We start from the raw sequence: 23,716 nt of genomic DNA, 5'->3' as shown, positions 1-23,716 counted from the left end.
CGGTTGTTTATGTTGTCTGTAAGTGTAGTGGCAGCGATGTGGCTTATCCGGGGAGATAATTCCTATTTGCTAATGGAATCAGGCTGTGACGGTAAGGAAGCGGGGCACTTTTATTGACAGAAACATTTACTTAATGAAGGAACAGCATGATGTCGACTGAGCTGAAAGATAAGCTGGTTTCTGTATTGTCTTCCTTGCGGGAAAACGGGTTTACGCCAGAAGAGGCGGTCAATCACATCATTCAGGCGTTAGGCAGCCAATATACCGATGTTTCCCGGATTAATATTCTGACGGCCCGATTGGTTGTTGAGGTTCTTCAGACGGCCTACGAAGATGATATTTCCGCGCAGAATAATGCGGTTATCTTGCGTAAGCTCGGTTATGTCGGTAGAGATGTGGCGGATAGCATTCACTTTTGTTATCCACAACTGACGCCACAGGATATCGGACAGATTGTGCTCACGTCTGATGCCCACTCGAATACCGATCGCGACACGTTTGTCGCGGCAATGTCCTATGCCGGTTATCACCAACAGGAAAGCGAGCAGGTTGCCAGCATGCTCTACCCTTGATTCTCTCTCCGGGTCTGTATTTTTGCTGCCAGACCCGGAACTATCAACGCTGGAAGCTCACAAACGGTTATCGTGCGCCAGTCAGGTTGGCGCTGTTTATGATATCGATACCACCGGCAGAAGGATAATATGTGCAGCAGCAGCCATCTATTAATACCAACCGTTTAATTCTGCGCCCTTTCCAGGCTGATGATGCAGTACGAGTTTGCGCCTTATTAAATGACGATCCTCATATTACCGAGATGATGATCGATATCCCTTACCCTTGTCCTTTATCTACCATTGAAGCGTGGATTGCCGTTCATCCCGGTGACTGGGAAAGCAGAAAAAGCGTTGTATTTGCTATTACTCTGCGGGAGAGCGGCGCGTTGATCGGTACGGTGTCGCTCTTGGCGCTTGATAGTCAATATCCTGAAACAGGTTTTTGGCTGGGAAAGGATTTCAGACGTAAAGGGTTTACTACGGAAGCAAATGATCACATCTGCCAGTTTGCTTTCGATCAACTTGGATTGACCCAGCTATACAGTTGCCATTTGCGGCACAATTTTGCATCAGGCCGGGTGTTGCTAAAAAGTCATTTTCACTTTCTGGATTGCAAAACCCTATTTGTTCCCGCCCTGGACCGGGAAGAAACCTTGTGTTTCTACCGTCGAAAAGCATAGAAATAGCAACCTGCCACCTTCGCTGATGTTTCCCATATATGCTTCTTTTTTGTGCATCATGATTTAATTTGGTGCAATTACATCTTTTTTTTCTTCCCAGAGGCGTTACCTTCACGTTGTCCTTATCAACTATTTTTCGTCTTTTTTCATCGTATTAAGCAATTTTTTTCCAATATGTTCATATTGGCATTTTTACTGCATATATTCCATTGTTACGAAAACAATTCCGTTATAACGTAAAATGGTGGCATTATGAACATAAACGTATTTTCAGGGAAAAATAAAAAACTGGGCTGTTTGTTGCTGAGTGGCGTGATGCTATTTGCCTATGCCACTTCTGGATATGCCGCCAAGTTAGAGGATGTTTTAAAGCGAGGTTACTTGATCGTCGGTACTGGAAGTACCAATGCACCCTGGGGATTTTTAGGGGCAAATGGTCAATTGCAGGGATTTGATATTGATATCGCAAGAATCATTGCCAAGGGATTGTTTAACGATCCGAACAAAGTGCAGTTTGTACAACAATCCTCGGATGCCCGTATTCCAAATCTGTTGACGGACAAAGTGGATTTAACCTGCCAAGGCATGACAGTCACTGCTCAGCGGGCCCAACAGGTTGATTTCACTATTCCCTATTATCGGGAAGGCGTGGCGTTGCTGTTGCTGGCAAACAGCAAGTATAAGCAGGTTGATGATATGAAGGCGGCCGGTACTTCGCTGCGTGTCGCAGTATTGCAGAATGTCTATGCCGAACAGTTGGTGCATCAGGCATTACCCAAAGCGACTGTTGCGCAGTATGACAGTGTTGACTTGATGTATCAGGCGTTGAATTCGGGACGGGCGGATGCTGTTGCTACCGATCAGTCGTCCGCACGCTGGCTGATGGTCCAAACCCCTGGGCATTATCGCTCTCCTGACTATGCCTGGAGTCCGCAAAGCTATTCCTGTGCGATAAAACGTGGCGATCAGGAGTGGGAAAACTATCTCAATACCGCCTTGCATGAAGCCATGACCGGGGTAGATTTCGGTGACTATGCCACTGCCTATAAGAAATGGTTTGGTGTTTCCCTGCCATCACCGGCAATCGGATTCCCGGTGGAATATAAATAAGGGGCGAATGCCTGGTGGTTTTATTCACCAGGCATTGAGGTAACACTATGAATTATCAACTCAATTTTGCACCGGTGTGGCAAAATTTCGATCTGCTGCTATCGGGATTGCGCCTGGGGCTTGAACTGTCGTTGCTTTCGATTGTTCTGGGGTGCGTGCTGGGGCTCACTTCGGCATTTTGTATGTTATCCAAACACGCCTCGTTACGTTGGCTGGCGTTGATTTATGTCACCGTGGTGCGCAACCTGCCGATTCTGATCCTGATTCTGATGATCTACTTCGCCTTACCGAGCCTCGGTATCATGCTCGATCAGATCGGATCGTTCATTGTCACGCTGTCTCTCTACGCTGGCGCTTATCTGACCGAGGTATTCCGGGCCGGATTGCTGAATATTCCGGCTGGACAACGTGAAGCCGGGCAGGCCATCGGGCTGAAAGAGTGGCAGATCAAGCGTTATATCGTCATTCCCATTATGTTTCGCAACGTGCTGCCATCACTGAGTAATAATTTTATCTCGCTGTTTAAAGACACTTCTTTGGCAGCGACTATCGCGGTGCCAGAACTGACGTTCTATGCCCGTAAGATCAATCTGGAAAGCTATCGGGTGATTGAAACCTGGCTGGTGACCAGTTTGCTTTACATCGTGAGCTGCTACCTGATTGCCCGCGCATTGCGGATGGTCGAACAGCGATTGGCATTGGCGCGTTAGGAGGCCTTATGAATGATCCTTTTAGCTGGTGGTACCAACTGTGGCAGGCCAAAACAACCCTTGCCCAGGGATTTATGGTCACTGTGCTGAGTTCCGGGCTGGCTATTATCGGTGGTACGGTCATGGGTACGTTGATCGGCGTAGTCATCACCTTTGGTCATCGCCTGTTACGCCTGTTATTGCGTTTATACATTGATGTGATTCGTGGTACGCCGGTACTGGTCCTGGTGTTGGCCTGCTTTTATATTGCGCCGGCTGTCGGCTGGAACATCGGTGCGTTCGAAGCGGGGGTTCTGGCACTGACTCTGTTCTGTAGTTCGCACGTAGCGGAAATTGTCCGTGGGGCGTTACAGGCGGTTCCTAAAGGCCAAAGCGAGGCCGCGAAAGCGATTGCCCTGACCTTTTATCAAGACCTGTGGTATGTGCAGCTGCCGCAAGCACTAAGACAAATTCTGCCAACCTGGGTCAACTCTGCGGCGGAAATTGTCAAGGCGTCCACCTTGCTTTCTGTCATCGGGGTGGCGGATCTACTGCTGAGTTCTCAACAGATTATCGCCCGAACCTTTATGACCCTGCCGTTCTATGCTTTCGCCGGCTTGCTGTTTTTCATCATCAACTTTTCCATTGAGTGCCTGGGGCGTTATCTGGAAAAAAGAGTGAGGCTTCCATGAATCAGACTGTAGTAACCGCGACTTCAGGCACGCCACTGCTTACGATCAACAATCTACATAAGCGTTATGACACGGTGGAAGTGTTGAAAGGCGTCGATCTCTGTATGAATAAAAGCGATGTGGTGACGCTCATTGGTTCCAGTGGTTCTGGAAAAACCACATTGCTACGTTGTGTCAACCTGCTGGAAGAGTTTCAGCAAGGGGATATTTTATTAAATAATCAACGCATCGGTTATCACGAAAAAAACCGGCAGCGGGTTCGCCATTCCGAGAAAGTCATCGCGCAGCATCGAGCCATGACCGGTATGGCATTTCAGCAGTTCAATCTTTTTCCTCATCTCTCGGCCCTGGAAAATGTCACGTTGGGCCTGCTTAAAGTTAAAAAGATGCGCAAGGATGAAGCGATAGCCACTGCTGAACGGTGGCTGGATCGGGTTGGATTGTTGGCCCGGCGAGATCACTTTCCCGGCCAGCTCTCGGGTGGTCAGCAACAGCGTGTGGCTATCGCCCGTGCTATTGCCATGAATCCGAGCCTGATGTTGTTTGATGAAGTGACCTCCGCGCTGGATCCGGAATTGGTGGGAGAAGTGCTGGCGGTGGTGAAAAGTCTGGCGGAAGAGGGCATGACCATGCTGTTGGTCACACATGAAATGCGTTTTGCCTATGAAGTTTCAGACCGGATTATTTTTATGAATCAGGGGCGCATCGAGGAAGAGGGAACACCGGAACAGCTTTTCCATCACCCACAATCGCCGCGTTTAGTCGAATTTCTTAAACATTCTCATTTTTAATCAAGGAGCTTTTTATGAGTATTACCCGTTATGGTGCCGGAGAAAAAGGCGCTGGTGGACAGCCGTTGCCTTTTGCCAGAGCGGTAGAAGCGGATGGCTGGCTGTATGTTTCCGGTCAAATTGCGATGGAAAGCGGTGAGGTCGCGGAAGGGGGCATTATCCCGCAATCCCACAAGGCGATTCAAAATCTGGTGGCTATTCTTCATGAAGCGGGATATGGACTGGAGCATGTGGTGAGGGTTGGCGTCTGGCTGGATGACCCACGGGATTTCTGGAGTTTCAACCGTGTTTTCAGCGAATATTTTGGTGCGGACGCCCCCGCGCGCGCCTGTGTTCAGTCCAGTATGATGGTAGATTGTAAAGTTGAAGTTGACTGCGTGGCTTACAAGGCTAAGTAGCCGGGATTGGCGGCATCAACATTGACTATGGTGGGGTAAGGAGTTTGATGATGACATCACCCGACGTCAGGCGCCGGGCCAAGGGTATCGACCGGGCACTTGATATTCTGGACTATCTGAAGAAACAGCGTCAGCCAATGCGGGCGAATGATATTGCGAAAGGTATCAATGCACCGACATCCACGGTGTACGAGATGGTGGCACTGCTTCAGGAACGTCGTTTTCTGGAAGCCGTCGGGAACGATGGCATGGTGTATTTAGGACGAGAGCTCTATTTTCTCGGACAGGCGCATCTTGATCATTTCGATTTTTCCCGTGAGTCGGACCGTTTTTTGCAACAAATTGTCGCAAAGACGGGTGAAACGGCCCAGATGTGTCTGCTGAACGGGAATAAATACAACGTGGCGCTGATGCGCGAGGGGGAGCGTGCTTTTCGCATTTCCTCTGAAGTGGGGCAGGATACGCCGATTCCCTGGACAGCATCTGGAAGGCTGCTGTTGGGGCACATGAGTGACGATGAAATCCAGGCTTTTATTCCACCAGAGGATTTCCGTCTGCCTAATGGCGAATACCTGCCGGTGGCTGACTATCTGGAGGAAATTCATCAGGCCCGGCACGATGGTTTTTTCTCGTTTGACAGTATTGCGGATACGTATACCCACTGTTTCGCCGCCGGTATTTATTCAGCGCGTCGCTGCGTCGCCACCTTTTGTATTGTGGCACCGCGTGGTGATGCCATTACCCATTACAACCATTATCGGGATGTGTTGCTGGAGTGCGCTCGCGCGATGGAAGCGCGTTTGTCCGGCCACTGATGCCCAGGAGTTATCAATGAGTGAACTGTCTCACGACCATGTAGAGAAAGGCGTGCCGGTTAACGGTAGCCATTTGCTGACTCAGGTGACGTTGCCAGCGCTGGTCCTGCATCAGGTCGCGTTGCAGCATAATTTGATGTGGATGCAACGTTATGCCGAGCAACACGGTGCCCGTTTGGCACCCCACGGGAAAACCACCATGACGCCGGGCCTGTTTCGACGTCAACTGGAGGCTGGCGCCTGGGGGATCACGCTGGCAACAGCGGTACAGTGTTCGGTCGCCGCAGCGCAAGGTGTCCCGCGTATTTTGTTGGCAAACCAATTGGTGGGTACACCCAATATGGCGATCATCGCCGCTTTGCTGAGGCAGCATAAGGTGGAGTTCCACTGTCTGGTGGACAGCCCGGAAAATATTCGTCAGTTGGGGACGTTTTTTGCCGCACAAGGGCTGACGATCAATGTCATGTTGGAGATCGGCGTGGCGCATGGTCGTTGTGGCTGTCGTACGCCGGAACAGGTTGATGCGGTGCTGGCAGCGATTGCGGAATGTCCTTCGGTGCGGTTGAGCGGTATCGAAGGTTATGAGGGGGTCATTCATGGCGAACAGGCAGAAGAGGATATCCGCAAGTTTACCGCTTATCTGGTACAAACGGCGGTGATGTTGAAAGCGGCGGGCAGGTTTGATCTCGACCATCCGTATGTCACGGCATCTGGATCGGCCTGGTATGATCTGATCGCTGGGGAGTTTCAGCGCTTGCAGGCTAAAACTGACTTCCAGCCCTTGCTACGCCCGGGATGTTATCTGGTACATGATCATGGTTTGTACAAGACGTCACAGGCGTCGCTGTTACACCGTCATCCGGAAATGGATAGCGCGCTACAGCCAGCGATGGAGGTGTGGGCCCATGTTCAGTCGTTGCCTGAGCCGGGGTGCGCCATTGTGGCGTTAGGTAAAAGAGATATCGCGTTTGATGCCGGATTGCCGGTGCCGTTACGGTCCTATGCGGTTTCCCGACAACAATTCACCTCGGTGGCACTGGATGAGACGTTTCGCGTTACCGCGTTGATGGATCAGCACGCGTTTCTGCAAATACCCGAACATCATTCGCTTCAGGTTGGCGATGTGATCGCCTTTGGCGCGTCTCATCCCTGCCTGACCTTTGATAAATGGCGTTATGTCACGCTGGTTGATGAATCCTTGAATGTGGTGGAAACCCTGCCAACGTATTTCTGATGTGAATAGCGGTGTGTTATCAATGTGATGGATTACCCAATGCCCTGTCTATCAGGGCATTCACTGACGGTGGTTACCGCAATGTGCCATAAATACCAGTGCTGTTGTCTTATTGTATGGCATACGGCGAATACGAAGGGGGTGGTGGTCAGCGTCAGCTACGTTCAGGTGATACGCGCTTGGCAATCAGCGGTGTGATGTCAAAACGCGTAATGTAATAACAGGATCAAGGGCTGGCTATTCCATCGTCAGCCATTCATCGGCTTCTTCAAACATCTCTTCAATGATGCGGTTAATCGTGGATTTTTCCTGCCGAGTGGCGTCGGAGTTAATCGTATTAGCCTGCATGGGTTTGACTTTTATTTCTGCATCTGGGAACACCCGGTGAATACGTTTGGTTAATTCGGCTTCGATCAGCACTGCGGCGTTTTGTAAGCCATTCACGTTTCTTTTATCGTAAACCAGTTCTACATACATAATGCTGTCCCTATAAAAACACTGTGTAAATATACAGACATGGTGTGTAGCGTGGCAACGGTATTTTCACTAAATTGATATTAATACTGATGGTCAGCCAGCTATTGCTCCTTCCGGAATCCATTATCAGAGAACTCAATAAAAATAGAGGAATAAACCAACTGAATCTGTCATAAGGAAATGGTAAAAAAAGACTTGATTAACACTGATATGGACTCTCTATGATAACGACATTGCGCATTGCCCGTCCGGTAACGGATTTGCAAAAAAGCCAGTCAATGTATAGCCACGGTTTGGCATTACAGAAACTTGCTGAATTTGCTGATCATTCCGGGTTTAGCGGTGTGATGTTGGGACGGGAGAATTTGTCCTGGCATCTGGAATTCACGTTCTGCCATACGCATCCGGTAATACCGTCTCCCTCGGTGGATGATCTGCTGGTGTTGTATATTCCTGAGCAGGATCAATGGACGCTTGCCTGTCAGCGTATGGAACAAGCTGGATTCAGCACAGTAAAATCGTTCAATCCCTATTGGGATCAACAGGGGAAAACCTTCTGCGACCATGATGGCTATCGGGTGGTACTACAAAACAGTAGCTGGCCGGTGGTCAGTTGACAGTCAGGGTCTGTTGGTGAGGCTGATACACCCTGACTGATCCATTGCTATGCGATGCGGATTAACTCCGGCACCTGTTGTTGGCAGGTGCTCAACACTAGTTTCCGAAGCCAGCGGTGTGCGGGATCAACCTCAGAACGCGGATGCCACATCTGCGATACCGTAATTGGTTTGGTTTTCACAGGAAGTTCAAAAGCGCAAAGTGCGTTAGTTGCCCAAGATCCATCAATACGGGTAAAGAAAGATGCAGGCACAAGCGCCACGAGATCCGTTGCCTGAGCCACTGCCAATGCAGCAGAAAAGCCCGGAACCACGGCGGTAATTTTCCGTTCTAAACCTAATTCCGCCAGTGCTTCATCTACCGGCCCGCGTATTTGTCCACGGCGTGAAGCCACTACATGTGATAAAGAAGCATACTGCGCCGTGTTCACCCCGTGTTCGGCCAAAAATGGATGATCTTTTCTTACCACGCCGATGAAACGGTCCCTGAAAAGCGCTTGCAAGCGTATTTCTGGCCCCATCTCCCCTAAGACACCAATCTCAAGATCAACCAGACCTTCGCGCAAATGCCTTGAGGTCTTCTCTGGTTTTGGCGCAAAGCGCAGACACACTAAAGGTGCTACCGCTGCGGCGGCGGCGATAAGCGACGCGCCAAAAACCTCGACAAAGCCATCGTTGGTGCGAAGGGTAAAGGTTCGTTCCAGCGTGGATAAATTCAGTTCTGACGACGAGGGGCGCAGTACGGCGCGAGCCTCAAATACTGCGCGCTGAGTGCGCTCACGTATCTCTTCAGCATAAGGTGTCAACACCATATTACGGCCTGCCCGAACCAGTAAGGGATCGCCGGTTACGCCGCGAAGGCGGCTGAGGGTACGGCTCATCGCTGAAGCACTTAAGTCAAGGCGACGAGCAGCGCCAGCCACGCTTCCTTCGGCAAGAAGGACGTTGAGTGCAATGAGTAGATTGAGATCGGGTTCAGTCATACGGCATTGTATGCCGATCTGAAAAACGAGGGAAGGCGTCTGATGCATGTTATCAATGCAAATGCTGCGTCTTCCGCCATGTCTTCTGTATGGCTATATTTCATGAACCAAACCACGACGGGTATTGGTTTCGATGTCAGTACCAAACTCAGAGGAGATAATTAATGCAAACCAATAAGTCGCAAAAAACGGTTCTTCTTATCGGGGCATCACGTGGCCTCGGCCATGCCATGGCGGTCGAATTTTTAAAAAAAGGATGGAATGTTGTCGGTACGGTACGTGGTGGAAAACCCCGGACTCTGCTACATGATCTGGCCGATGAATATCGCGGTCGGGTCGAGATCGAAACGTTGGATATCTGTGACCAGAATCAACTGGCGGCGTTGCATGACTGCCTGTATGGAAAAATGTTCGACATGCTATTTGTCAATGCCGGGACGACCAACCGGGATCCGACAGAAACTGTTGGCGAGGTGGCTACCGATGACTTTATACATGTCATGATCACTAACGCTCTTAGCCCGATGCGTGTTATCGAAAGCCTGGAGTGCTACGTTGGCGAGACAGGTTTGATCGGAGTGATGTCGTCTGGGCAGGGGAGCATCAGCAATAATGAGACCGGCATGCGTGAGGTATATCGCGGCAGCAAGGCGGCGCTGAACATGTTCATGCGAAGTTTCGCGGCTCGTCAGGCCGGAACATCGCGTGCAATGGTGGCAATGGCGCCGGGCTGGATCAATACCGCCTTAGGTGGCCCGGAAGCACCGCTTACCATCGAAGACAGTATTCCCAGCCTGGTCAATGTCCTTCTCCTGAAACAGGGAAAACCGGGCCTGGAATATCTCGATTATCTTGGTCGCACTATCCCTTGGTGAAATGGCAATTATGATGAAATTGATCGGTATTGAAGAACATTTTCTTACTACAGAGGTTCACCAAGCCTGGAATGAGATTGGTCTCGAGGCGTCAGATCCCAGTATTGCTCTCCATTCGGGTCCAATAGGGATACGCCTCCTTAATCTCGCCGATGAGCGCCTCTCCCTTATGGACGAAAGTGGAGTAGATGTTCAGGTTCTATCACTCACCACGCCGGCACTTCACGATTTGGGACATGAAAGCCTCGATATGGCGAGACGCATTAATGACACGATAGCAGAGGTGGTCACGCGACATCCAGATCGGTTCCAGGCACTGGCAACGTTGCCCGTCACAATGCCCGACGAAGCGGCACTGGAACTTGAACGGTGTATCCGGACACTTGGATTCAAAGGGGGGATGTTGTGTGGAGGAACCGGCGCTGGCAACATAGACGATCCGGTTTTTTTGCCGATTTTTCGCAGCGCTGAAACATTGAATGCGCCGATCTTTCTCCATCCACGGGTCCCAGACCAGGTTGTAAGAGATAGATATTATTCGGGATTCAGCCAGGAGGTAAATGTCGCCTTCTCAACATATGGGCTTGGCTGGCATTATGATGCGGGCATTCAGTTTATCCGTCTTGTTCTTGCCGGGCATTTCGATCGTATGCCTGGTCTTCAGGTCATTCTGGGCCATTGGGGAGAGGTGGTATTATTTTATGCGGAGCGCCTTGCTGCCATGGATCACGTGGCGGGTCTGGCTCACCCCATCGCGACATACCTGCGTAGAAATCTTTATGTTACGGCAAGCGGTATGTTCCTCTCTCATTTTCTGGCGCGAGCTGCCGCCATCGTGGGTACGGATCGCCTGCTGTTTTCTACTGACTTCCCGTATCAATATCGGTTGGGCCGCGAAGCGCGACGTTTCCTGGAAGAATGTGGTCTGGATGACGGAGGAAAGGCAAGTTTTGCTTATGGCAACTGGATGCGGCTGACTGACGATGTTGGAAAAAGTAAGCTTCCTGAGAGTGAGTGCAACAACAAATAGTCTTAACGAATGGAAGGGACTTCCCCTGGATATGTAACTGGTTAACTATTGTGCAATCATGGGACACTTTCAATCTTGGGGGATTCGTTATGACCATCACTTCTATCGGTATAAGAATCTCACGTGCATGAGGTTGTTCGTGGTGCACTTATGACGAACAGGGGTCCGCTTGGAAAACGGAAAATTTCCCACGCTAAGCAAAAATCATCTCTAAGTTTAATCATGCTCTGCTGTGTGAGTGTGGCAAAATTGTGACAATGTTTTTTCTTATGGCTTTGATTTTTCACTTCAAATCTTAACAGAGCCTGATTTGATACCAGTCCTAAGTCCCTAGATTATTCATGCAAGCCACGGTGGGCTTCAGACCCCGACCTTAACTCCCTTAAAGAGCTTTTTTTGTTAATTGTATGATTATTTTTTGTGATGTATATCACAAAATTTTTATGACTTATAACCACAGAATAAGTGAGTTTTTTAATAAGGAAATATAAGATGTTTAATCTTGAAAGAATAAAACCGGCTTTTACTGATGATACTTATGGATTCACAAAAGCATTAATCTCTTATATTCATGGTGAGCGCGATAACTTCTCTGAAAAAGAAAAAATTGATGATATCATTGAGCATGCTTATAATAAAAACTCTATCAATGATCAACAAATCATCCAACACGCCCTATTTATTATTTACCAAAGCGTACTTACTCATCCGCTATCCGTGCCAGCATCCCGGCAATATGATAGCAATTTACTGGAAATAAAAGATAAAATTGAGTACAGCTGGTTGGAATATGAGTTTTCTGGATTAATTATTCCGCCAGAAGTAGAAAGCTTGACACATTTTGGTGATTTTTTAAAAACCATCTGGCAAGCCCATAATGCCTCACACCACCCGGTTTTCGAATTTCTGGAAAAAGATGCTTCAAGGGAACAGCTTTATTACTTCTTTAAAAGTGATAGTGCATTAAACTTGATCTTTTTTGACTTGGTGGCCTATACCCTTATCGGTTCACAACCTGAAACCCGAGGTACCATCAGTGAAAACCTGTGGGATGAGATAGGGCACGGCGATAATGTTTTTACTCACGTCAATCTCTACAAAGATGTGCTGACAAGACAGGATATTAAGCTACCTGAAAACCACTACGTTGACATGTACGGCGTCGAAGCATTAGCTGGTCACAACGCCTTTATGCTTGGTTCAGTCAATCGAAAACATTACTACAAATTACTGGGTGTAATGGCGATGACCGAGGTACTCGATCCCCCGCAATACGAAAAATTAGTGAATGGATGTTTACGCCTTGGTTTAATTGACAGAGATGTAAAATATTACACTGAACATATTATGATAGACATCAAGCACGGTGATGACTGGCTTTACAATGTTATTGATGTGATCGCTAATAGATACCCAGAAACACGCAAAGAATTTTATATCGGAAGTTTACTCAGATTACGAACAGCAGAACGCTACTATGACCAACTAATGCAAAAAATGAATGCATTCCGATAATTCATATGGCCCGAAAATAATTGTCGGGCCATCATCTATTAAATATATAAAGAGGTGGTATGTGGCATATTTATTACTGACATTAGCAGCAATATTCTGGGGGGGTAATTATGTTGTTGGGCATATACTGGTGCAATATGTTGACCCCTATGGATTAAGCCTGATCCGTTGGAGCGGAACCACACTGATTATGTTATCACTTTACTGGAAAGCTTTTTGGCGTGACTTTTCTGCTTTACGCAATAATATTGGTATTAACGTGCTGCTTTCTTTTCTTGGGCAGGTGAGTTTTCCACTAAGCTTATATATTGGGTTACAATATACCACCTCACTTAACGCAGCCATTTATATATCCAGCACACCCTGCCTCGTATTATTTATCAATCATTTTATTTTCCACGAAAGTATTTCTAAGCAGAATATTATAGGCGTGATCGCCAGCACCGCTGGCGTTATCTATCTTGCTTTTTCCAATGCCAAAGGAGCCAGTAGCATGCAGGCTTTTGGGAAGGGTGACGTGTTGACCATTATTTCTGCTTTAAGTTGGGCTTTTTATTGTGCGTTCTTGCGTCTAAAAAGTAAAGATGTGACAAATACATCGTTTGTCGCCTTCAGTTCACTGATTGGTACAATCATTCTGATACCGATGTTTTTACTTCACCTCGCTCTAGCGCAAGATTTCCACGGCGTAATTTATATTATCTCGCCAGTGGTGATCGTCGGCATTCTCTATTTAATCATCTTCCCCTCATGGCTGTCTTATGTGTTCTGGAGCAAGGGTGTTTCGCTGATTGGTACCACCCGTAGTGAGATTTACACCCACTTGATTCCGGTATCGGGCGGCATTATGGGGATCGCTTTTCTCGGCAACGCGTTCCATACTTATCACATCATCACACTTTTGCTGATCGTTTTCGGAATTGTGTGTTGTTCCACGAAAAAAAAAGTGGTGGAACCCTCATTTCCACGTGAGGAATTATGAGATGTGAACTAAAAGGAATAGAAGCTTATTAGCGTGTTCAACTACACCTTGTGAGGCTATTTCTTCGGTTGCACCGGCTCATCCTGCGGGCGGTCTGAATTCTGCACATACGCTGGCGACGGGTGTGGTCAACTCGATTGAACGATTCCTGACTCATAACTCATCTTGTCAAGAAACTGACTATCGTGAATCACAGAAATCGGATCTCCGGATCTGAAACGGGATAAGAGCGATGTTTTAGCATTAGAGGCGTTTGTGACCGGAGGGAATTGATCCTGTTACGACAACGCGTGGATTCAGGCCGGAAAGCGTTATCTGGTGTTTTCTTAACGTTTGAATATAACGATAATACAGCCCGCTTTCGTGCTGAGGGATCCCCACAAAACCAGCGCTAATAAACCAACACCATACTCCGGTAGGTTTTGGTGAGGTGATTAAGAACAGCGTGCAATGCTGTTTGTTTTAATTTAATGCCAGCGGAGAGTGTCGCAAGACATCCTCCGCTAATGTCAGGTAAGAGATGACCCGTCGTGATTTTACACTGTTGGCCTGATATTCAGATGTAACCCTTTATTTTCAACGTCATAGCCCAACAGGCACAGTACTGCTGTGGCCAGCGTCGCTAGCAGACTCAGGACCAGCAGGCACCCTAACGTACCACGGTGACAACCACGCAGACCAAAGCTAAAGCGTTCGCTTTTCTCGTCACGAAAGTTCTGCTCAATCTGCATTCTGCGGCTGTAAAGTTTCATCACTTCGCGCGGCTTACATTCGTCTGTGCTGCTGAAAATAGGCGCAGCAGGGTATTTCCCCCGCACCCGTCCAATAAAATCCCAGCCCAGTGATTTGATATGCCGGAACCAGGCATGGCCATACTTCTGGCGTTTCAACATCTTCAGACGGTCTACATGCCCTTCAACAACTCCGTTACTCCACTTGCAACAGATAGCTTCAACTATTGCGGCTACGTCGGATTCCATTCCTGTGGCAATCCGTTGTTGTTCTAACCAGCTACGCCATGAGTCAATAAGTCCGGGCTTTGGTGGCCGGGTTGACATCTCAGGGAACGTAACCGACTGTATCCATCGGCGAACAGTCACTCGTGATAACCCGGTGATGAGAGATATTTCTCTGATCCCTCGCCCATTTTTATGGAGCGAACTCACTTCCGTCCAGCGTTGATGCCGCTTTTCACGCCTTTGCTGCTTGATCCGCTCCGGAAGTAGAAGTACCGGCGATGTTGCTGGCTGAACTTCCGAAGCATTCTTTTTTGGCGACAGTTCAGTGGCAACCTGCCGCCAGCCTCGCCACCAGCGATTATCCCCAGTTTATGCTGTAAATTTTGCATTGCCTCTGAATATTGCTGCCTCGAACCTGCGAAGGGGGCCAGAGATTCAGCAAAGATTTTACGTGAACATACTGGATTGTGGCAGTACCAGTGGTGGACAGCAAAGATTAGATAAAGCGTTTGCCCTGAACACGGAAGATGTTGTATACGCCGGCAGCTATGTACGGAGCCACTGCGTTTCAGGCATTCAGGACAGTTAGCTGATTTACGGGTGGAGCGAAGGTTGATGCTCACCCCGTGCGGAGTAGTGATTTGTTGGGGTACTCGCCAATTGCAACAGAGTCTGAAGTGAAGTCATTTAGTTGTCTCTAACTTAAAACAACTTATTTCCTTGTTAACTAATAATTTTTATTTATTTTCCACCACCGCAAGTTGCGGAAGGCCAATGACGACATCACTGATTTCCAGCCTTCGATGACCACAGAGGCATTTAGTGCGTTAACCCATATCTGATGCCGGTGAGTATTGGCCCTGACACGATGGCGCCGGGCCGAACCGGTTAACGTACCGAGCTTTGCAGGTTACTGTCCTGCGTATGACGCTCCAGCGCCAGCTCGATCAGGATGGTAATCAGCGACGTGTAGTCAATACCGCTGGCTTCCCACAGCTTGGGATACATACTGATGTTGGTAAAACCGGGCAAGGTATTCACTTCGTTGACGATGACGTCTTCATCGTTGGTCAGAAACACATCCACCCGAGCCATACCTTGACATTCCAGTGCCTGAAAAGCGGTTAATGCCACGGCGCGGATACGGTCATGGGTTTCCGGTGACAGCTTGGCCGGTATCGTCACTGCCGCACCATCTTCGTTGATGTACTTGGTATCGTATGAGTAAAACTCGTCATGGAGCTCAATTTCCCCGCACACGCTGGCTTGTGGTGAATCGTTACCCAGGACGGCGCATTCGATTTCGCGTCCGGCAATGGCGGACTCCACCAGCACCTTGTGATCATAACGGAACGCCAGCTCGACGGCCTGACGGAATTCGGCCTCGTTTCTTGCTTTGCTGACGCCCACCGAAGAACCCTGATTAGCCGGTTTAACAAACAGTGGCAGCCCAAGCCGGGCGGTCACGGTGGCGAAATTATGCTGACTACGATTAGCGCGGGTGAGTGTCACAAACGGCGCAACCTGCAAACCGGCATCACGCAGCAGACGCTTGGTGACATCTTTATCCATGCTGACGGCGGAGCCCAGCACGTTACTGCCGACAAACGGGATATTGGCCATGCGCAGCAAGCCTTGCAGGGATCCGTCTTCGCCAAGTGTGCCGTGGACAATCGGGAAAATCACATCCAGTTGTGACAATGCGTTGGCACTGTGCGTCTCAATCAACTGATGATGAGTCTGGCCCGGTATCAGCGCGACATTCTGATTTGAGCGGTTGAGGGCAATCAACGTCGGATTTTCCGCATTCAGTAAATAATTGGATGCATCATTAATGTGCCACTCTCCCTGCTTATCAATGCCCAGCAGTGTGACGTCAAATCTGGTTTTATCGATGGCATCGACGATATTTTTTGCCGATTGTAGTGACACTTCATGTTCCGCCGATTTTCCGCCAAACACCACACCAACCCGAATCTTATTCATATGAATATCCCTGTTACGAAGCGTTTTTGTCGCTCGTGTTCAGTCAATTTTGCTAAATGAAACCGCTAAATTCCTGCCGGTGCAAGGCTAACTTACTCCTGATGGCTATTTTTAATGGTGTTATCGGCGCTTGCCCGTATGAATAGGCATTATTCGATGTTAACGCGGGACCTGGCATACTAAATGCCTCCAGCCGTTCATTTCACACTGGTTGGTAGCGCGGTGTTAGATCAAGTGATTTTTGCATGAGCAATTCCATCGCTGAGCGGTGTCTGGTTTATGGGAAGTTACATCTGGCTGAAGCCGTTTTTAGTGGGTGAATATTGTACTAACCCGTAAACTCTCCTATAGTAGTGCTTACGGATGTGGAAGATGGCAAAGGGACAAATGGGGATTTATTTAACGCCTGATTTGAGGAAGACCGCAAGAAAGCGCGGATCAGCGATAAGATCTTGTGCAAAGCAGCCAAGGCCATACTTTCAGGTCTTCCCGGTGATCATTTAGGGAAGTACACGTACAAAAAACGCCTTGCTTTGCCAGCAGTGAGTCCACAAGGCGGCGCACGCTCGATAGTGTTTTTCAACAACGGAACACATGTTTACTTCTTTGATATGTACCTGAAAAGTGGGTTATCAAAGAAGAAAGGAAAAGAGCTGGAAGACGATGAAATTGACGCGTATTGCAAGATCGCACCTGATTTCATCGCCCTGACGGTAGAGCAGATACAGCAGCTGTTGGAAGATAGAGAACTGATAGAGGTAAATTGTGATGAGTGATCGTCTGAAACGCATTCAAGGTATGGCTCAGCGCTATAACAAATTGGGCGTAGTTAAAGATGAGACAGTCGCCGCCATTAATGCTGCGGTTGATGCGCGCAACATTCCGAAGGTTCGCGCCATGACGGGCAAACAGATTAAGGAAGTACGCGTGCGTTATAAAATGTCTCAGTCGGCGCTTGCTCGCATGATAGGCATGTCAGTTGAGAGCGTGTCGAAGTGGGAGCGTGATGAGAGCAAACCAAATCAGGCAGCGCTACGCATCATCAATGTTATTGAAGAAAAAGGACCAGAAGTTTTCATGGTCTGAATTTAACCGCTGAGATTCGCACGTTGTCATCAATCTCGGTGCCTCCCAGAAGCGCGCTTTGCCTGTCCGCAGATTAACTGCCTGATTGACCGGGATCCGGTTTTGCGTGCCCCCTCATCGATACGGTCTTATGATTCTCGGCTCTCTGGTTGATCAGGTTCGCTGTTGCTGCCCTGGCGTTTGTCTGCCGCCGTTGCCTTGTTGATATGCCAGCGACACCATTAACGATTGTACCAGGCACAGCGTGGCAGACTGGGAGCGGAACGCATCCACTTGCGCTTCTTTTATCACGAAGCACACATCACTGAGTGTTGCCAACGGACTTATCTGGCTGTCAGTAATCACAATCTGGCGTGCGCCAGCGGTAGCGGCCATTTCGCTGGCCATCATGGTTTCCTGCGCATAGGGGGAAAAGCTGATGGAAACTACGATGTCCTTGTCGCTAATCCTGCTGAGCTGCTCGCGAAACATGCCACCGAGCCCATTAACCAATATCGGGCGACTCTCCAGATGGCTCAGCGCGTAGGCCAGATAGGAGGCTACGCTGAACGAACGCCGCAATCCGACAATGTAAATGGTATCGGCATGCGCCAGTAAATCGACCGCTTTCTGCAAATCTTCCGGTGGTATACGTGCCGCCAGTTGCTGCATCGCCTGAGCGTTTGAACGGGCAAATTCATGCAGAATGTCGAGCGGGGTTTCCGGCACCGTTTCTGTTTCCATTTCGCGAAACAGGCGCGCCCGGTCGGTATAGCTGGCGGTCTCTTCCACCAGATTCATGCGGAACAACTGTTTCATTTCGTTGAACCCGCTGAAATCAAAGGCATTGGCAAAACGGATCAGCGTCGAGGGAGGAACGTCCGCCTGTTCGGCAATCACGGCCACCGTGTCAAATGCCACGCTGTTGGTATTATCAAGCACATAGCGTGACACCTGCTGTAGACGCTTACTCAGCGTATCGTAACGGTCGCGGATCTGCTCTTGTAACTCTCTCAGGCTGGTCGCCACAGACATGATTTTTCTCCCCAGAAGGAGCCTATCCCAAATAGGTCCTTAATTATTGATTCTAGTGACTTATGCTGTCATTTCAAACGTCTTTTTCATTTTTGCCCACAAAAATAGAACATACAGTTCAATTCAGGATGACGACATTCGAACCAAAAACGCTGGAGCATCGCATCAAAAACCGCAGCATTCCGGTTACATAAAAACTCGTCTTGGATCACAATAATTAATATTTATTTTATTTCAACTTAAAATAGAATATTTATTTCATATACAGTAATCCCGTACCTGCCACTTATCACCCTTAAACCCCATAGAGGTGTCAACATGGAAACCATATCTAGTTTTATTCAGGGGGCAGTGACCTCCGGTAGCAGTCAACGTTATGCGGCCGTATATAACCCGGCGACGGGTGAGCAGATTCGTCAGGTCGCCCTGAGCAACGCGAACGACGTGAAACAGGCGATCGGTGTGGCCGTTGCGGCATTCCCGGCGTGGTCCAGACACTCCCCGTTACGGCGTGCGCGCGTTATGTTCCGTTTCAAAGCGTTGTTGGAAGAAAACATGGATACTCTGGCCCGGTTGATCTCGGAAGAGCATGGCAAGGTCTATTCCGATGCGGTGGGAGAACTGACCCGTGGGTTGGAAGTGGTGGAGTTTGCCTGCGGTATTCCGCACCTGCAAAAAGGGGAGCATTCCGCCAACGTAGGAACCGGCGTTGACAGCCATTCGCTGATGCAGCCGTTGGGTGTCTGTGTCGGTATTACGCCATTCAATTTCCCGGCCATGGTTCCCATGTGGATGTTCCCTATCGCGCTGGCCACCGGCAATACGTTTGTGCTTAAACCTTCCGAGAAAGACCCGTCGCTTTCACTGATGTTGGCTCAGTTACTGAAGGAGGCTGGTCTGCCGGATGGTGTATTCAACGTCGTCCAGGGGGATAAGGAAGCGGTGGATGTGTTGCTGACAGACCCGCGAGTTCAGGCCGTAAGCTTTGTGGGATCAACACCGGTGGCAGAATACATTTATCGTACCGCTTCCGCACAGGGTAAACGCTGTCAGGCGCTGGGCGGCGCTAAAAACCACTGTATTCTGATGCCAGACGCGGATATGAATATGGCTGCCAGTGCCATTATGGGGGCTGGTTTTGGTGCGGCAGGCGAGCGCTGCATGGCGCTGTCGGTGGTGGTGGCGGTGGGTGATGATACGGCCGATGCGCTGTGTCAGCGTCTGGAACAACAGATTGGCGCGATGCGTGTCGGACCGGGGATAACAGAAGGGCCGGAAAATGAAATGGGACCGGTTATCACGGCGCAGCATAAAGACAAAATCGCGGGTTACATTCAGAGTGGCGTGGATCAGGGGGCAACGCTGCGGGTCGACGGGCGCACACTGAGCGTTCCTGATCATGAACAGGGTTACTTTATGGGTCCAACGCTGTTTGACAACGTCACACCAGAAATGAAGATTTACCGCGAAGAGATTTTTGGGCCGGTACTGGCTGTGGTAAGAGTATCGGACTATCAGACGGCGCTGACGCTGATTAACCGCCATGAATACGGTAATGGTACGGCGATTTTTACCCGCGATGGCGAAACGGCGCGGCAGTTCTGTGAGGATGTGCAAGCTGGAATGGTGGGTGTCAATGTACCAATTCCGGTGCCGATGGCGTTCCACAGTTTCGGTGGCTGGAAACGCTCCCTTTTCGGGCCGCTCAATGTGCACGGTAGCGACGGTGTGCGTTTTTACACCCGGATGAAAACCGTCACCAGCCGTTGGCCGGCCAGTGTACGCCTTGAGCAGCATACCAGCAGCTTTGTAATGCCAACGCTGGAGTGATTGATTCCACTTTAGGGCCTGTCTGACAGGCCGCTGAATTTGCAGGAGCCGCATGATGGATACGCTACGAATGACGATGGCGCAGGCGCTGGTCAGGTTTCTAACCCAGCAGTATGTCAGTGTGGATGGTGATGAGTCCCCATTTGTGCACGGTGTGATGACCATTTTCGGGCATGGGAATGTGCTGGGCATCGGTCAGGCACTGGAGCAAGATGCCGGACATCTACTGGTTCATCAGGGATGTAACGAACAGGGAATGGCGCATATCGCCGTCGGTTTTGCCAGACAGCACAAGCGCAAGAAAATTTACGCGGTGACGTCATCGGTAGGGCCGGGCGCCGCCAATATGATCACGGCGGCTGCCACCGCTACAGCGAACCGGATTCCGGTGTTGCTGTTACCGGGGGATCTGTTTGCCTGTCGCCAGCCTGATCCGGTATTGCAGCAGGTCGAGCAATATCACGATCTTTCAATCAGTACGAATGACTGTTTCAAACCGGTATCACGGTACTGGGACCGGATTAATCGTCCGGAACAGCTGATGAGTGCGCTGATCAATGCCATGCGGGTATTAACCGATCCGGCGGACACTGGTGCGGTGACCCTGTGTTTACCACAGGATGTACAGGCTGAGGTGTGGGATTATCCCGCCGCGTTTTTTCACAAACGTGTACACCATATCGAACGCCGTCCACCGGATGCGACCCGGCTTGAAGACGCGGTGGCGCTGATTCGCCGCAAGCAGCGGCCGATGCTGATCTGCGGCGGTGGGGTCCGTTACGCTGAAGCCCACACGGCATTTTTGCAATTTGCTGAGCAGTATCATATTCCTTTCGGTGAAACGCAGGCGGGGAAAGGCGCGGTGGTGTCTTCACACCCACTCAATTGTGGTGGTATCGGCGTGACCGGCGGCCTGGCGGCGAACCGGTTGGCGCAGGACGCTGACCTGATTATCGGTGTCGGAACGCGGTTAACGGATTTTACCACCGGTTCCAAACGATTGTTTCAACACCCGAATGTTGAATTTCTTCTGCTTAACGTCGCGGAGTTTGATGCGCTGAAACTGGATGCCACCGCATTGATTGCCGATGCGCGGGTCGGTTTGCAGATGCTATCTCAGCGTCTGGCGGTGGAGTCGTATCACAGCCAGTATGGTGAGGAGATCGCCATGGCGCGTGCGGCGTGGGACAACGAACTACAGCGGTTGTCCGCTATTCAGGATGATGGCGATTTGATACCGGAGATTGCTGATCAGCCTGACGATAAACTGGATGAATACCGCACGACGCTCGGGACCCATCTGACACAAACCCGGGTGCTGGGGCTGCTGAATCAGGCGTTGGAAGCAGACGCGATTGTAGTAGGGGCGGCCGGGTCGTTACCGGGGGATTTGCAGCGTCTGTGGCAGGTGCGGACACCGGACAGCTATCACCTGGAATATGGTTACTCCTGCATGGGTTATGAAATTGCCGCGGCGATGGGTGCCCGACTCGCCGCACCCCGTCAGCCTGTCTATGCGATGGTGGGGGATGGCTCGTACCTGATGCTGCACTCGGAACTGCAAACAGCGGTACAGGAGGGCATAAAAATCACCATACTGTTGTTTGATAACGCCGGGTTTGGCTGTATCAACAACTTGCAGATGAGTCAGGGAATGGGCAGTTTCTGTACCGAAAACCGGCACCGCTGTCGTGAGTCAGGTCAACTGAGTGGCCCGTTGGTGTCGGTTGATTTTGCGAAAAATGCCGAGAGCTATGGCTGCAAGGCGTGGAAAGTACACGATGAAGCATCACTTTTGCAGGCGCTGGAAGCGTCTCGCCAGCATCCTGGACCGGTGTTGCTGGATATTAAGGTGTTGCCGAAAACCATGACCCACGGCTATGAGTCCTGGTGGCGTACCGGTACTGCGCAAGTGGCAGATGATCCGGCTATTGAGTCGGCTGCCCGGCAGATACAACTTCAATTAATGGATGCCCGTCAATATTAAGCATTCTCTTCTACGTCATACTGCCAATCTGAATGGGCAGTATGACTTTTTTGAAATATACATTTCATTTTGTCGCGCAATCTACTGATATTCTCTTCTTCTGTCTTTCTCATCATGTTTCCCCGTACTGCGTCTTTCCTGCTGTATTTGTGATTTTGATAACAAAAATAACGCATCATGTCATGGAAATGTTAACTGCTACGCAAAAACATAATTTCCAGTTTTTATAAAATTGAAATAAATGTTTTATTTGCTTTAATTTTAGACATCAAAACCAGCGATACAAAGATAGGGGAGGCGTTATGCAGGATGTTGCCTCCCAGCCCTACACCCAAACCATGTAAAAGATACTCAGGTATCAAGGGAGCCTCTATGTTTAACATTGCTTTACTGGGCGCCGGCCGCATTGGCCAGGTTCATGCCGTGAACATTGCGGCACACAAAGAAACTGCCCTTTATGCTGTGGTTGATCCCAATCCGCTGAATGCCCAGGCGTTGTCGGATAAATATCGCGCCCGTATTCAGACTGTTGAAGAGGTCATGAACGACCCTGACGTACATGCGGTGCTGATCGCCTCGGCTACCGACACCCATGCTGATCTGATTGAGTTGGCTGCCAAAAGTGGTAAGGCCATCTTCTGTGAAAAGCCTGTACATCTGGATATCGCCCGCGTCCGTGACTGTCTGACGGTGGTGGAACAACAGCAGGTGCCGCTGTTTGTCGGTTTTAATCGCCGTTACGACCCACAGTTTCGCCGGGTGAAAACACTGGCCGAAGAGGGCCGTATCGGCAAGGCCGAATCCCTGTTGATTATTTCCCGCGATCCGCTGCCACCCCCGGCCGAATATGTACGAGTCTCCGGTGGGATGTTCCGTGACATGACGATTCATGATTTCGACATGGCCTGTTTCATCATGGGTGAGAAGCCGGTATCAGTATTTGCTCAGGGCAGCAATCTGGTGGATCCGGCCATTGGCAAAGAAGGTGATATCGACACCGCCTTTGTGGTGCTGAAATTTGCCTCAGGTGCGATGGCTACCATCGTCAACAGTCGCCGCTCCGGTTACGGCTATGACCAGCGCCTTGAATTGCATGGCGCCAAAGGTGTGCTGAGCGCGGGCAATATTCGTGAAAACATGGTGGAACAGTGGACAGACGAAGGTTGTCTGGCCGCCAAACCCGAACATTTTTTCCTGCAACGCTACCGTGATGCCTATGCCGCAGAATGGTGCCATTTCGTTGATGTCCTCAATGGCCGCACTCAGCCGGAGTGTACCGGTACGGATGGTGAGCGGGCGTTGTATCTGGCTGACAAAGCGCTTGAGTCTCTGGCTCAGGGCAAAGAAATCACGTTGTAACCTTACCTGCTAACAAAACCCTACGATTCCTAACCCATGTAGAGAAAAAAACA

The 23,716-nt window shown here is 49.7% G+C and carries 22 protein-coding genes and 3 pseudogenes; 19 read left to right on the top strand and 6 right to left on the bottom strand.

Going from position 1 to position 23,716, the window contains the following annotated elements; translation table 11 throughout:
- The first annotated feature begins 146 nt into the window (after window positions 1–146).
- The 9 genes from CWC46_RS21415 to CWC46_RS21375 all read left to right on the top strand — a co-directional run bounded on the left by CWC46_RS21415 (window position 147) and on the right by CWC46_RS21375 (window position 6,963).
- A complete protein-coding gene (locus tag CWC46_RS21415) occupies window positions 147–572 on the top strand; it encodes a hypothetical protein (protein WP_037380600.1) in 426 nt (141 codons plus the stop codon).
- 131 nt (window positions 573–703) lie between these two features.
- Window positions 704–1,234: a GNAT family N-acetyltransferase gene (locus tag CWC46_RS21410; protein WP_021014500.1), complete on the top strand. Its 531-nt coding sequence runs from the start codon at window positions 704–706 to the stop codon at window positions 1,232–1,234.
- Between the two features lie 252 nt (window positions 1,235–1,486).
- Window positions 1,487–2,344, top strand: a complete 858-nt coding sequence (locus CWC46_RS21405; RefSeq protein ID WP_021014501.1) for a transporter substrate-binding domain-containing protein — start codon at window positions 1,487–1,489, stop codon at window positions 2,342–2,344.
- Between the two features lie 47 nt (window positions 2,345–2,391).
- Window positions 2,392–3,054, top strand: a complete 663-nt coding sequence (locus CWC46_RS21400) for an amino acid ABC transporter permease (RefSeq protein WP_021014502.1) — start codon at window positions 2,392–2,394, stop codon at window positions 3,052–3,054.
- A gap of 8 nt (window positions 3,055–3,062) precedes the next feature.
- On the top strand, window positions 3,063–3,725 hold the full coding sequence (locus tag CWC46_RS21395; protein ID WP_021014503.1) for an amino acid ABC transporter permease: 663 nt from the start codon (window positions 3,063–3,065) through the stop codon (window positions 3,723–3,725).
- Window positions 3,722–4,516 carry an amino acid ABC transporter ATP-binding protein gene (locus CWC46_RS21390; protein WP_021014504.1) on the top strand — a complete coding sequence of 265 codons (795 nt, stop codon included), beginning with the start codon at window positions 3,722–3,724 and terminating at the stop codon, window positions 4,514–4,516. The genes CWC46_RS21395 and CWC46_RS21390 overlap by 4 nt, the downstream gene beginning before the upstream one ends.
- A gap of 14 nt (window positions 4,517–4,530) precedes the next feature.
- The gene (locus tag CWC46_RS21385) at window positions 4,531–4,914 is read left to right on the top strand and encodes a RidA family protein (protein ID WP_021014505.1); all 384 of its coding nucleotides are present in this window, start codon (window positions 4,531–4,533) and stop codon (window positions 4,912–4,914) included.
- 47 nt (window positions 4,915–4,961) lie between these two features.
- A complete protein-coding gene (locus CWC46_RS21380) occupies window positions 4,962–5,729 on the top strand; it encodes an IclR family transcriptional regulator (protein ID WP_201797187.1) in 768 nt (255 codons plus the stop codon).
- Between the two features lie 16 nt (window positions 5,730–5,745).
- Window positions 5,746–6,963, top strand: coding sequence for an amino acid deaminase (locus CWC46_RS21375; RefSeq protein ID WP_101377523.1), 1,218 nt, complete (start codon window positions 5,746–5,748; stop codon window positions 6,961–6,963).
- A 237-nt stretch (window positions 6,964–7,200) separates the two neighbouring features.
- Here CWC46_RS21375 and CWC46_RS21370 read toward each other — a convergent pair whose 3' ends face one another.
- Window positions 7,201–7,440, bottom strand: a complete 240-nt coding sequence (locus tag CWC46_RS21370; RefSeq protein WP_021014508.1) for a DinI family protein — start codon at window positions 7,438–7,440, stop codon at window positions 7,201–7,203.
- 221 nt (window positions 7,441–7,661) lie between these two features.
- On the opposite strand from CWC46_RS21370, the gene CWC46_RS21365 reads away from it, so the two are divergent.
- Entirely contained in the window at window positions 7,662–8,057 is a 396-nt protein-coding gene (locus CWC46_RS21365; RefSeq protein WP_021014509.1) for a VOC family protein, read from the top strand.
- A 47-nt stretch (window positions 8,058–8,104) separates the two neighbouring features.
- Here the strand turns inward: CWC46_RS21365 and CWC46_RS21360 are convergent, their stop codons facing one another.
- Window positions 8,105–9,040 carry a LysR family transcriptional regulator gene (locus CWC46_RS21360; RefSeq protein ID WP_037381181.1) on the bottom strand — a complete coding sequence of 312 codons (936 nt, stop codon included), beginning with the start codon at window positions 9,038–9,040 and terminating at the stop codon, window positions 8,105–8,107.
- A 164-nt stretch (window positions 9,041–9,204) separates the two neighbouring features.
- Here CWC46_RS21360 and CWC46_RS21355 point away from each other — a divergent pair, with 164 nt between their 5' ends.
- The 4 genes from CWC46_RS21355 (at window position 9,205) to CWC46_RS21340 (ending at window position 13,442) form a co-directional block, all read left to right on the top strand.
- The gene (locus CWC46_RS21355) at window positions 9,205–9,915 is read left to right on the top strand and encodes an SDR family NAD(P)-dependent oxidoreductase (protein WP_021014511.1); all 711 of its coding nucleotides are present in this window, start codon (window positions 9,205–9,207) and stop codon (window positions 9,913–9,915) included.
- Window positions 9,916–9,925: 10 nt separating this feature from the next.
- Complete coding sequence (locus tag CWC46_RS21350; RefSeq protein WP_021014512.1) at window positions 9,926–10,945, top strand: amidohydrolase family protein; 1,020 nt, start codon at window positions 9,926–9,928, stop codon at window positions 10,943–10,945.
- Window positions 10,946–11,437: 492 nt separating this feature from the next.
- Window positions 11,438–12,460 (top strand): iron-containing redox enzyme family protein, encoded by a 1,023-nt coding sequence (locus CWC46_RS21345; protein WP_021014513.1) that lies wholly within the window; start codon window positions 11,438–11,440, stop codon window positions 12,458–12,460.
- 61 nt (window positions 12,461–12,521) lie between these two features.
- Complete coding sequence (locus CWC46_RS21340) at window positions 12,522–13,442, top strand: DMT family transporter (RefSeq protein ID WP_021014514.1); 921 nt, start codon at window positions 12,522–12,524, stop codon at window positions 13,440–13,442.
- 391 nt (window positions 13,443–13,833) lie between these two features.
- Here CWC46_RS21340 and CWC46_RS23125 read toward each other — a convergent pair.
- The 3 genes and pseudogenes from CWC46_RS23125 to ddlA all read right to left on the bottom strand — a co-directional run.
- Window positions 13,834–14,308 (bottom strand): annotated as a pseudogene (locus CWC46_RS23125) (transposase family protein); the annotation flags it as partial.
- A pseudogene (locus tag CWC46_RS21335) lies at window positions 14,288–15,042 on the bottom strand (hypothetical protein); the annotation flags it as partial. The pseudogenes CWC46_RS21335 and CWC46_RS23125, both read right to left, overlap by 21 nt.
- A gap of 247 nt (window positions 15,043–15,289) precedes the next feature.
- Complete coding sequence (gene ddlA / locus CWC46_RS21330; RefSeq protein ID WP_021014516.1) at window positions 15,290–16,387, bottom strand: D-alanine--D-alanine ligase; 1,098 nt, start codon at window positions 16,385–16,387, stop codon at window positions 15,290–15,292.
- 425 nt (window positions 16,388–16,812) lie between these two features.
- On the opposite strand from ddlA, the pseudogene CWC46_RS21325 reads away from it, so the two are divergent.
- Together CWC46_RS21325 and CWC46_RS21320 are read left to right on the top strand one after the other, a co-directional pair.
- Window positions 16,813–17,163, top strand: a pseudogene (locus tag CWC46_RS21325) (type II toxin-antitoxin system RelE/ParE family toxin); the annotation flags it as partial.
- Complete coding sequence (locus CWC46_RS21320) at window positions 17,156–17,473, top strand: helix-turn-helix domain-containing protein (protein WP_021014517.1); 318 nt, start codon at window positions 17,156–17,158, stop codon at window positions 17,471–17,473. The pseudogene CWC46_RS21325 and the gene CWC46_RS21320, both read left to right, overlap by 8 nt.
- A 153-nt stretch (window positions 17,474–17,626) precedes the next feature.
- Here the strand turns inward: CWC46_RS21320 and CWC46_RS21315 are convergent, their stop codons facing one another.
- The gene (locus CWC46_RS21315; protein WP_021014518.1) at window positions 17,627–18,487 is read right to left on the bottom strand and encodes a MurR/RpiR family transcriptional regulator; all 861 of its coding nucleotides are present in this window, start codon (window positions 18,485–18,487) and stop codon (window positions 17,627–17,629) included.
- Window positions 18,488–18,805: 318 nt separating this feature from the next.
- On the opposite strand from CWC46_RS21315, the gene CWC46_RS21310 reads away from it, so the two are divergent.
- The 3 genes from CWC46_RS21310 (at window position 18,806) to iolG (ending at window position 23,663) form a co-directional block, all read left to right on the top strand.
- Window positions 18,806–20,317 (top strand): CoA-acylating methylmalonate-semialdehyde dehydrogenase, encoded by a 1,512-nt coding sequence (locus CWC46_RS21310; protein ID WP_021014519.1) that lies wholly within the window; start codon window positions 18,806–18,808, stop codon window positions 20,315–20,317.
- A gap of 55 nt (window positions 20,318–20,372) precedes the next feature.
- On the top strand, window positions 20,373–22,304 hold the full coding sequence (gene iolD / locus CWC46_RS21305; RefSeq protein WP_021014520.1) for a 3D-(3,5/4)-trihydroxycyclohexane-1,2-dione acylhydrolase (decyclizing): 1,932 nt from the start codon (window positions 20,373–20,375) through the stop codon (window positions 22,302–22,304).
- Window positions 22,305–22,676: 372 nt separating this feature from the next.
- Entirely contained in the window at window positions 22,677–23,663 is a 987-nt protein-coding gene (gene iolG / locus CWC46_RS21300) for an inositol 2-dehydrogenase (protein ID WP_021014521.1), read from the top strand.
- The last annotated feature ends 53 nt before the right edge of the window (window positions 23,664–23,716 follow it).

The organism is Prodigiosinella confusarubida (genome assembly GCF_002847015.1).
Lineage (GTDB): Bacteria > Pseudomonadota > Gammaproteobacteria > Enterobacterales > Enterobacteriaceae > Prodigiosinella > Prodigiosinella aquatilis.
This window is presented reverse-complemented; position numbering and strand designations above follow the sequence as displayed.

Excerpts from the sequence above, each read along its gene's own strand:
- CWC46_RS21415 (WP_037380600.1), top strand. The coding sequence starts at position 147 with ATGATGTCGACTGAGCTGAAAGATAAGCTGGTTTCTGTATTGTCTTCC.
- CWC46_RS21405 (WP_021014501.1), top strand. The coding sequence starts at position 1,487 with ATGAACATAAACGTATTTTCAGGGAAAAATAAAAAACTGGGCTGTTTG.
- CWC46_RS21400 (WP_021014502.1), top strand. The coding sequence starts at position 2,392 with ATGAATTATCAACTCAATTTTGCACCGGTGTGGCAAAATTTCGATCTG.
- CWC46_RS21395 (WP_021014503.1), top strand. The coding sequence starts at position 3,063 with ATGAATGATCCTTTTAGCTGGTGGTACCAACTGTGGCAGGCCAAAACA.
- CWC46_RS21390 (WP_021014504.1), top strand. The coding sequence starts at position 3,722 with ATGAATCAGACTGTAGTAACCGCGACTTCAGGCACGCCACTGCTTACG.
- CWC46_RS21385 (WP_021014505.1), top strand. The coding sequence starts at position 4,531 with ATGAGTATTACCCGTTATGGTGCCGGAGAAAAAGGCGCTGGTGGACAG.
- CWC46_RS21380 (WP_201797187.1), top strand. The coding sequence starts at position 4,962 with ATGATGACATCACCCGACGTCAGGCGCCGGGCCAAGGGTATCGACCGG.
- CWC46_RS21375 (WP_101377523.1), top strand. The coding sequence starts at position 5,746 with ATGAGTGAACTGTCTCACGACCATGTAGAGAAAGGCGTGCCGGTTAAC.
- CWC46_RS21370 (WP_021014508.1), bottom strand. The coding sequence starts at position 7,440 with ATGTATGTAGAACTGGTTTACGATAAAAGAAACGTGAATGGCTTACAA.
- CWC46_RS21365 (WP_021014509.1), top strand. The coding sequence starts at position 7,662 with ATGATAACGACATTGCGCATTGCCCGTCCGGTAACGGATTTGCAAAAA.
- CWC46_RS21360 (WP_037381181.1), bottom strand. The coding sequence starts at position 9,040 with ATGACTGAACCCGATCTCAATCTACTCATTGCACTCAACGTCCTTCTT.
- CWC46_RS21355 (WP_021014511.1), top strand. The coding sequence starts at position 9,205 with ATGCAAACCAATAAGTCGCAAAAAACGGTTCTTCTTATCGGGGCATCA.
- CWC46_RS21350 (WP_021014512.1), top strand. The coding sequence starts at position 9,926 with ATGATGAAATTGATCGGTATTGAAGAACATTTTCTTACTACAGAGGTT.
- CWC46_RS21345 (WP_021014513.1), top strand. The coding sequence starts at position 11,438 with ATGTTTAATCTTGAAAGAATAAAACCGGCTTTTACTGATGATACTTAT.
- ddlA (WP_021014516.1), bottom strand. The coding sequence starts at position 16,387 with ATGAATAAGATTCGGGTTGGTGTGGTGTTTGGCGGAAAATCGGCGGAA.
- CWC46_RS21320 (WP_021014517.1), top strand. The coding sequence starts at position 17,156 with ATGAGTGATCGTCTGAAACGCATTCAAGGTATGGCTCAGCGCTATAAC.
- CWC46_RS21315 (WP_021014518.1), bottom strand. The coding sequence starts at position 18,487 with ATGTCTGTGGCGACCAGCCTGAGAGAGTTACAAGAGCAGATCCGCGAC.
- CWC46_RS21310 (WP_021014519.1), top strand. The coding sequence starts at position 18,806 with ATGGAAACCATATCTAGTTTTATTCAGGGGGCAGTGACCTCCGGTAGC.
- iolD (WP_021014520.1), top strand. The coding sequence starts at position 20,373 with ATGGATACGCTACGAATGACGATGGCGCAGGCGCTGGTCAGGTTTCTA.
- iolG (WP_021014521.1), top strand. The coding sequence starts at position 22,677 with ATGTTTAACATTGCTTTACTGGGCGCCGGCCGCATTGGCCAGGTTCAT.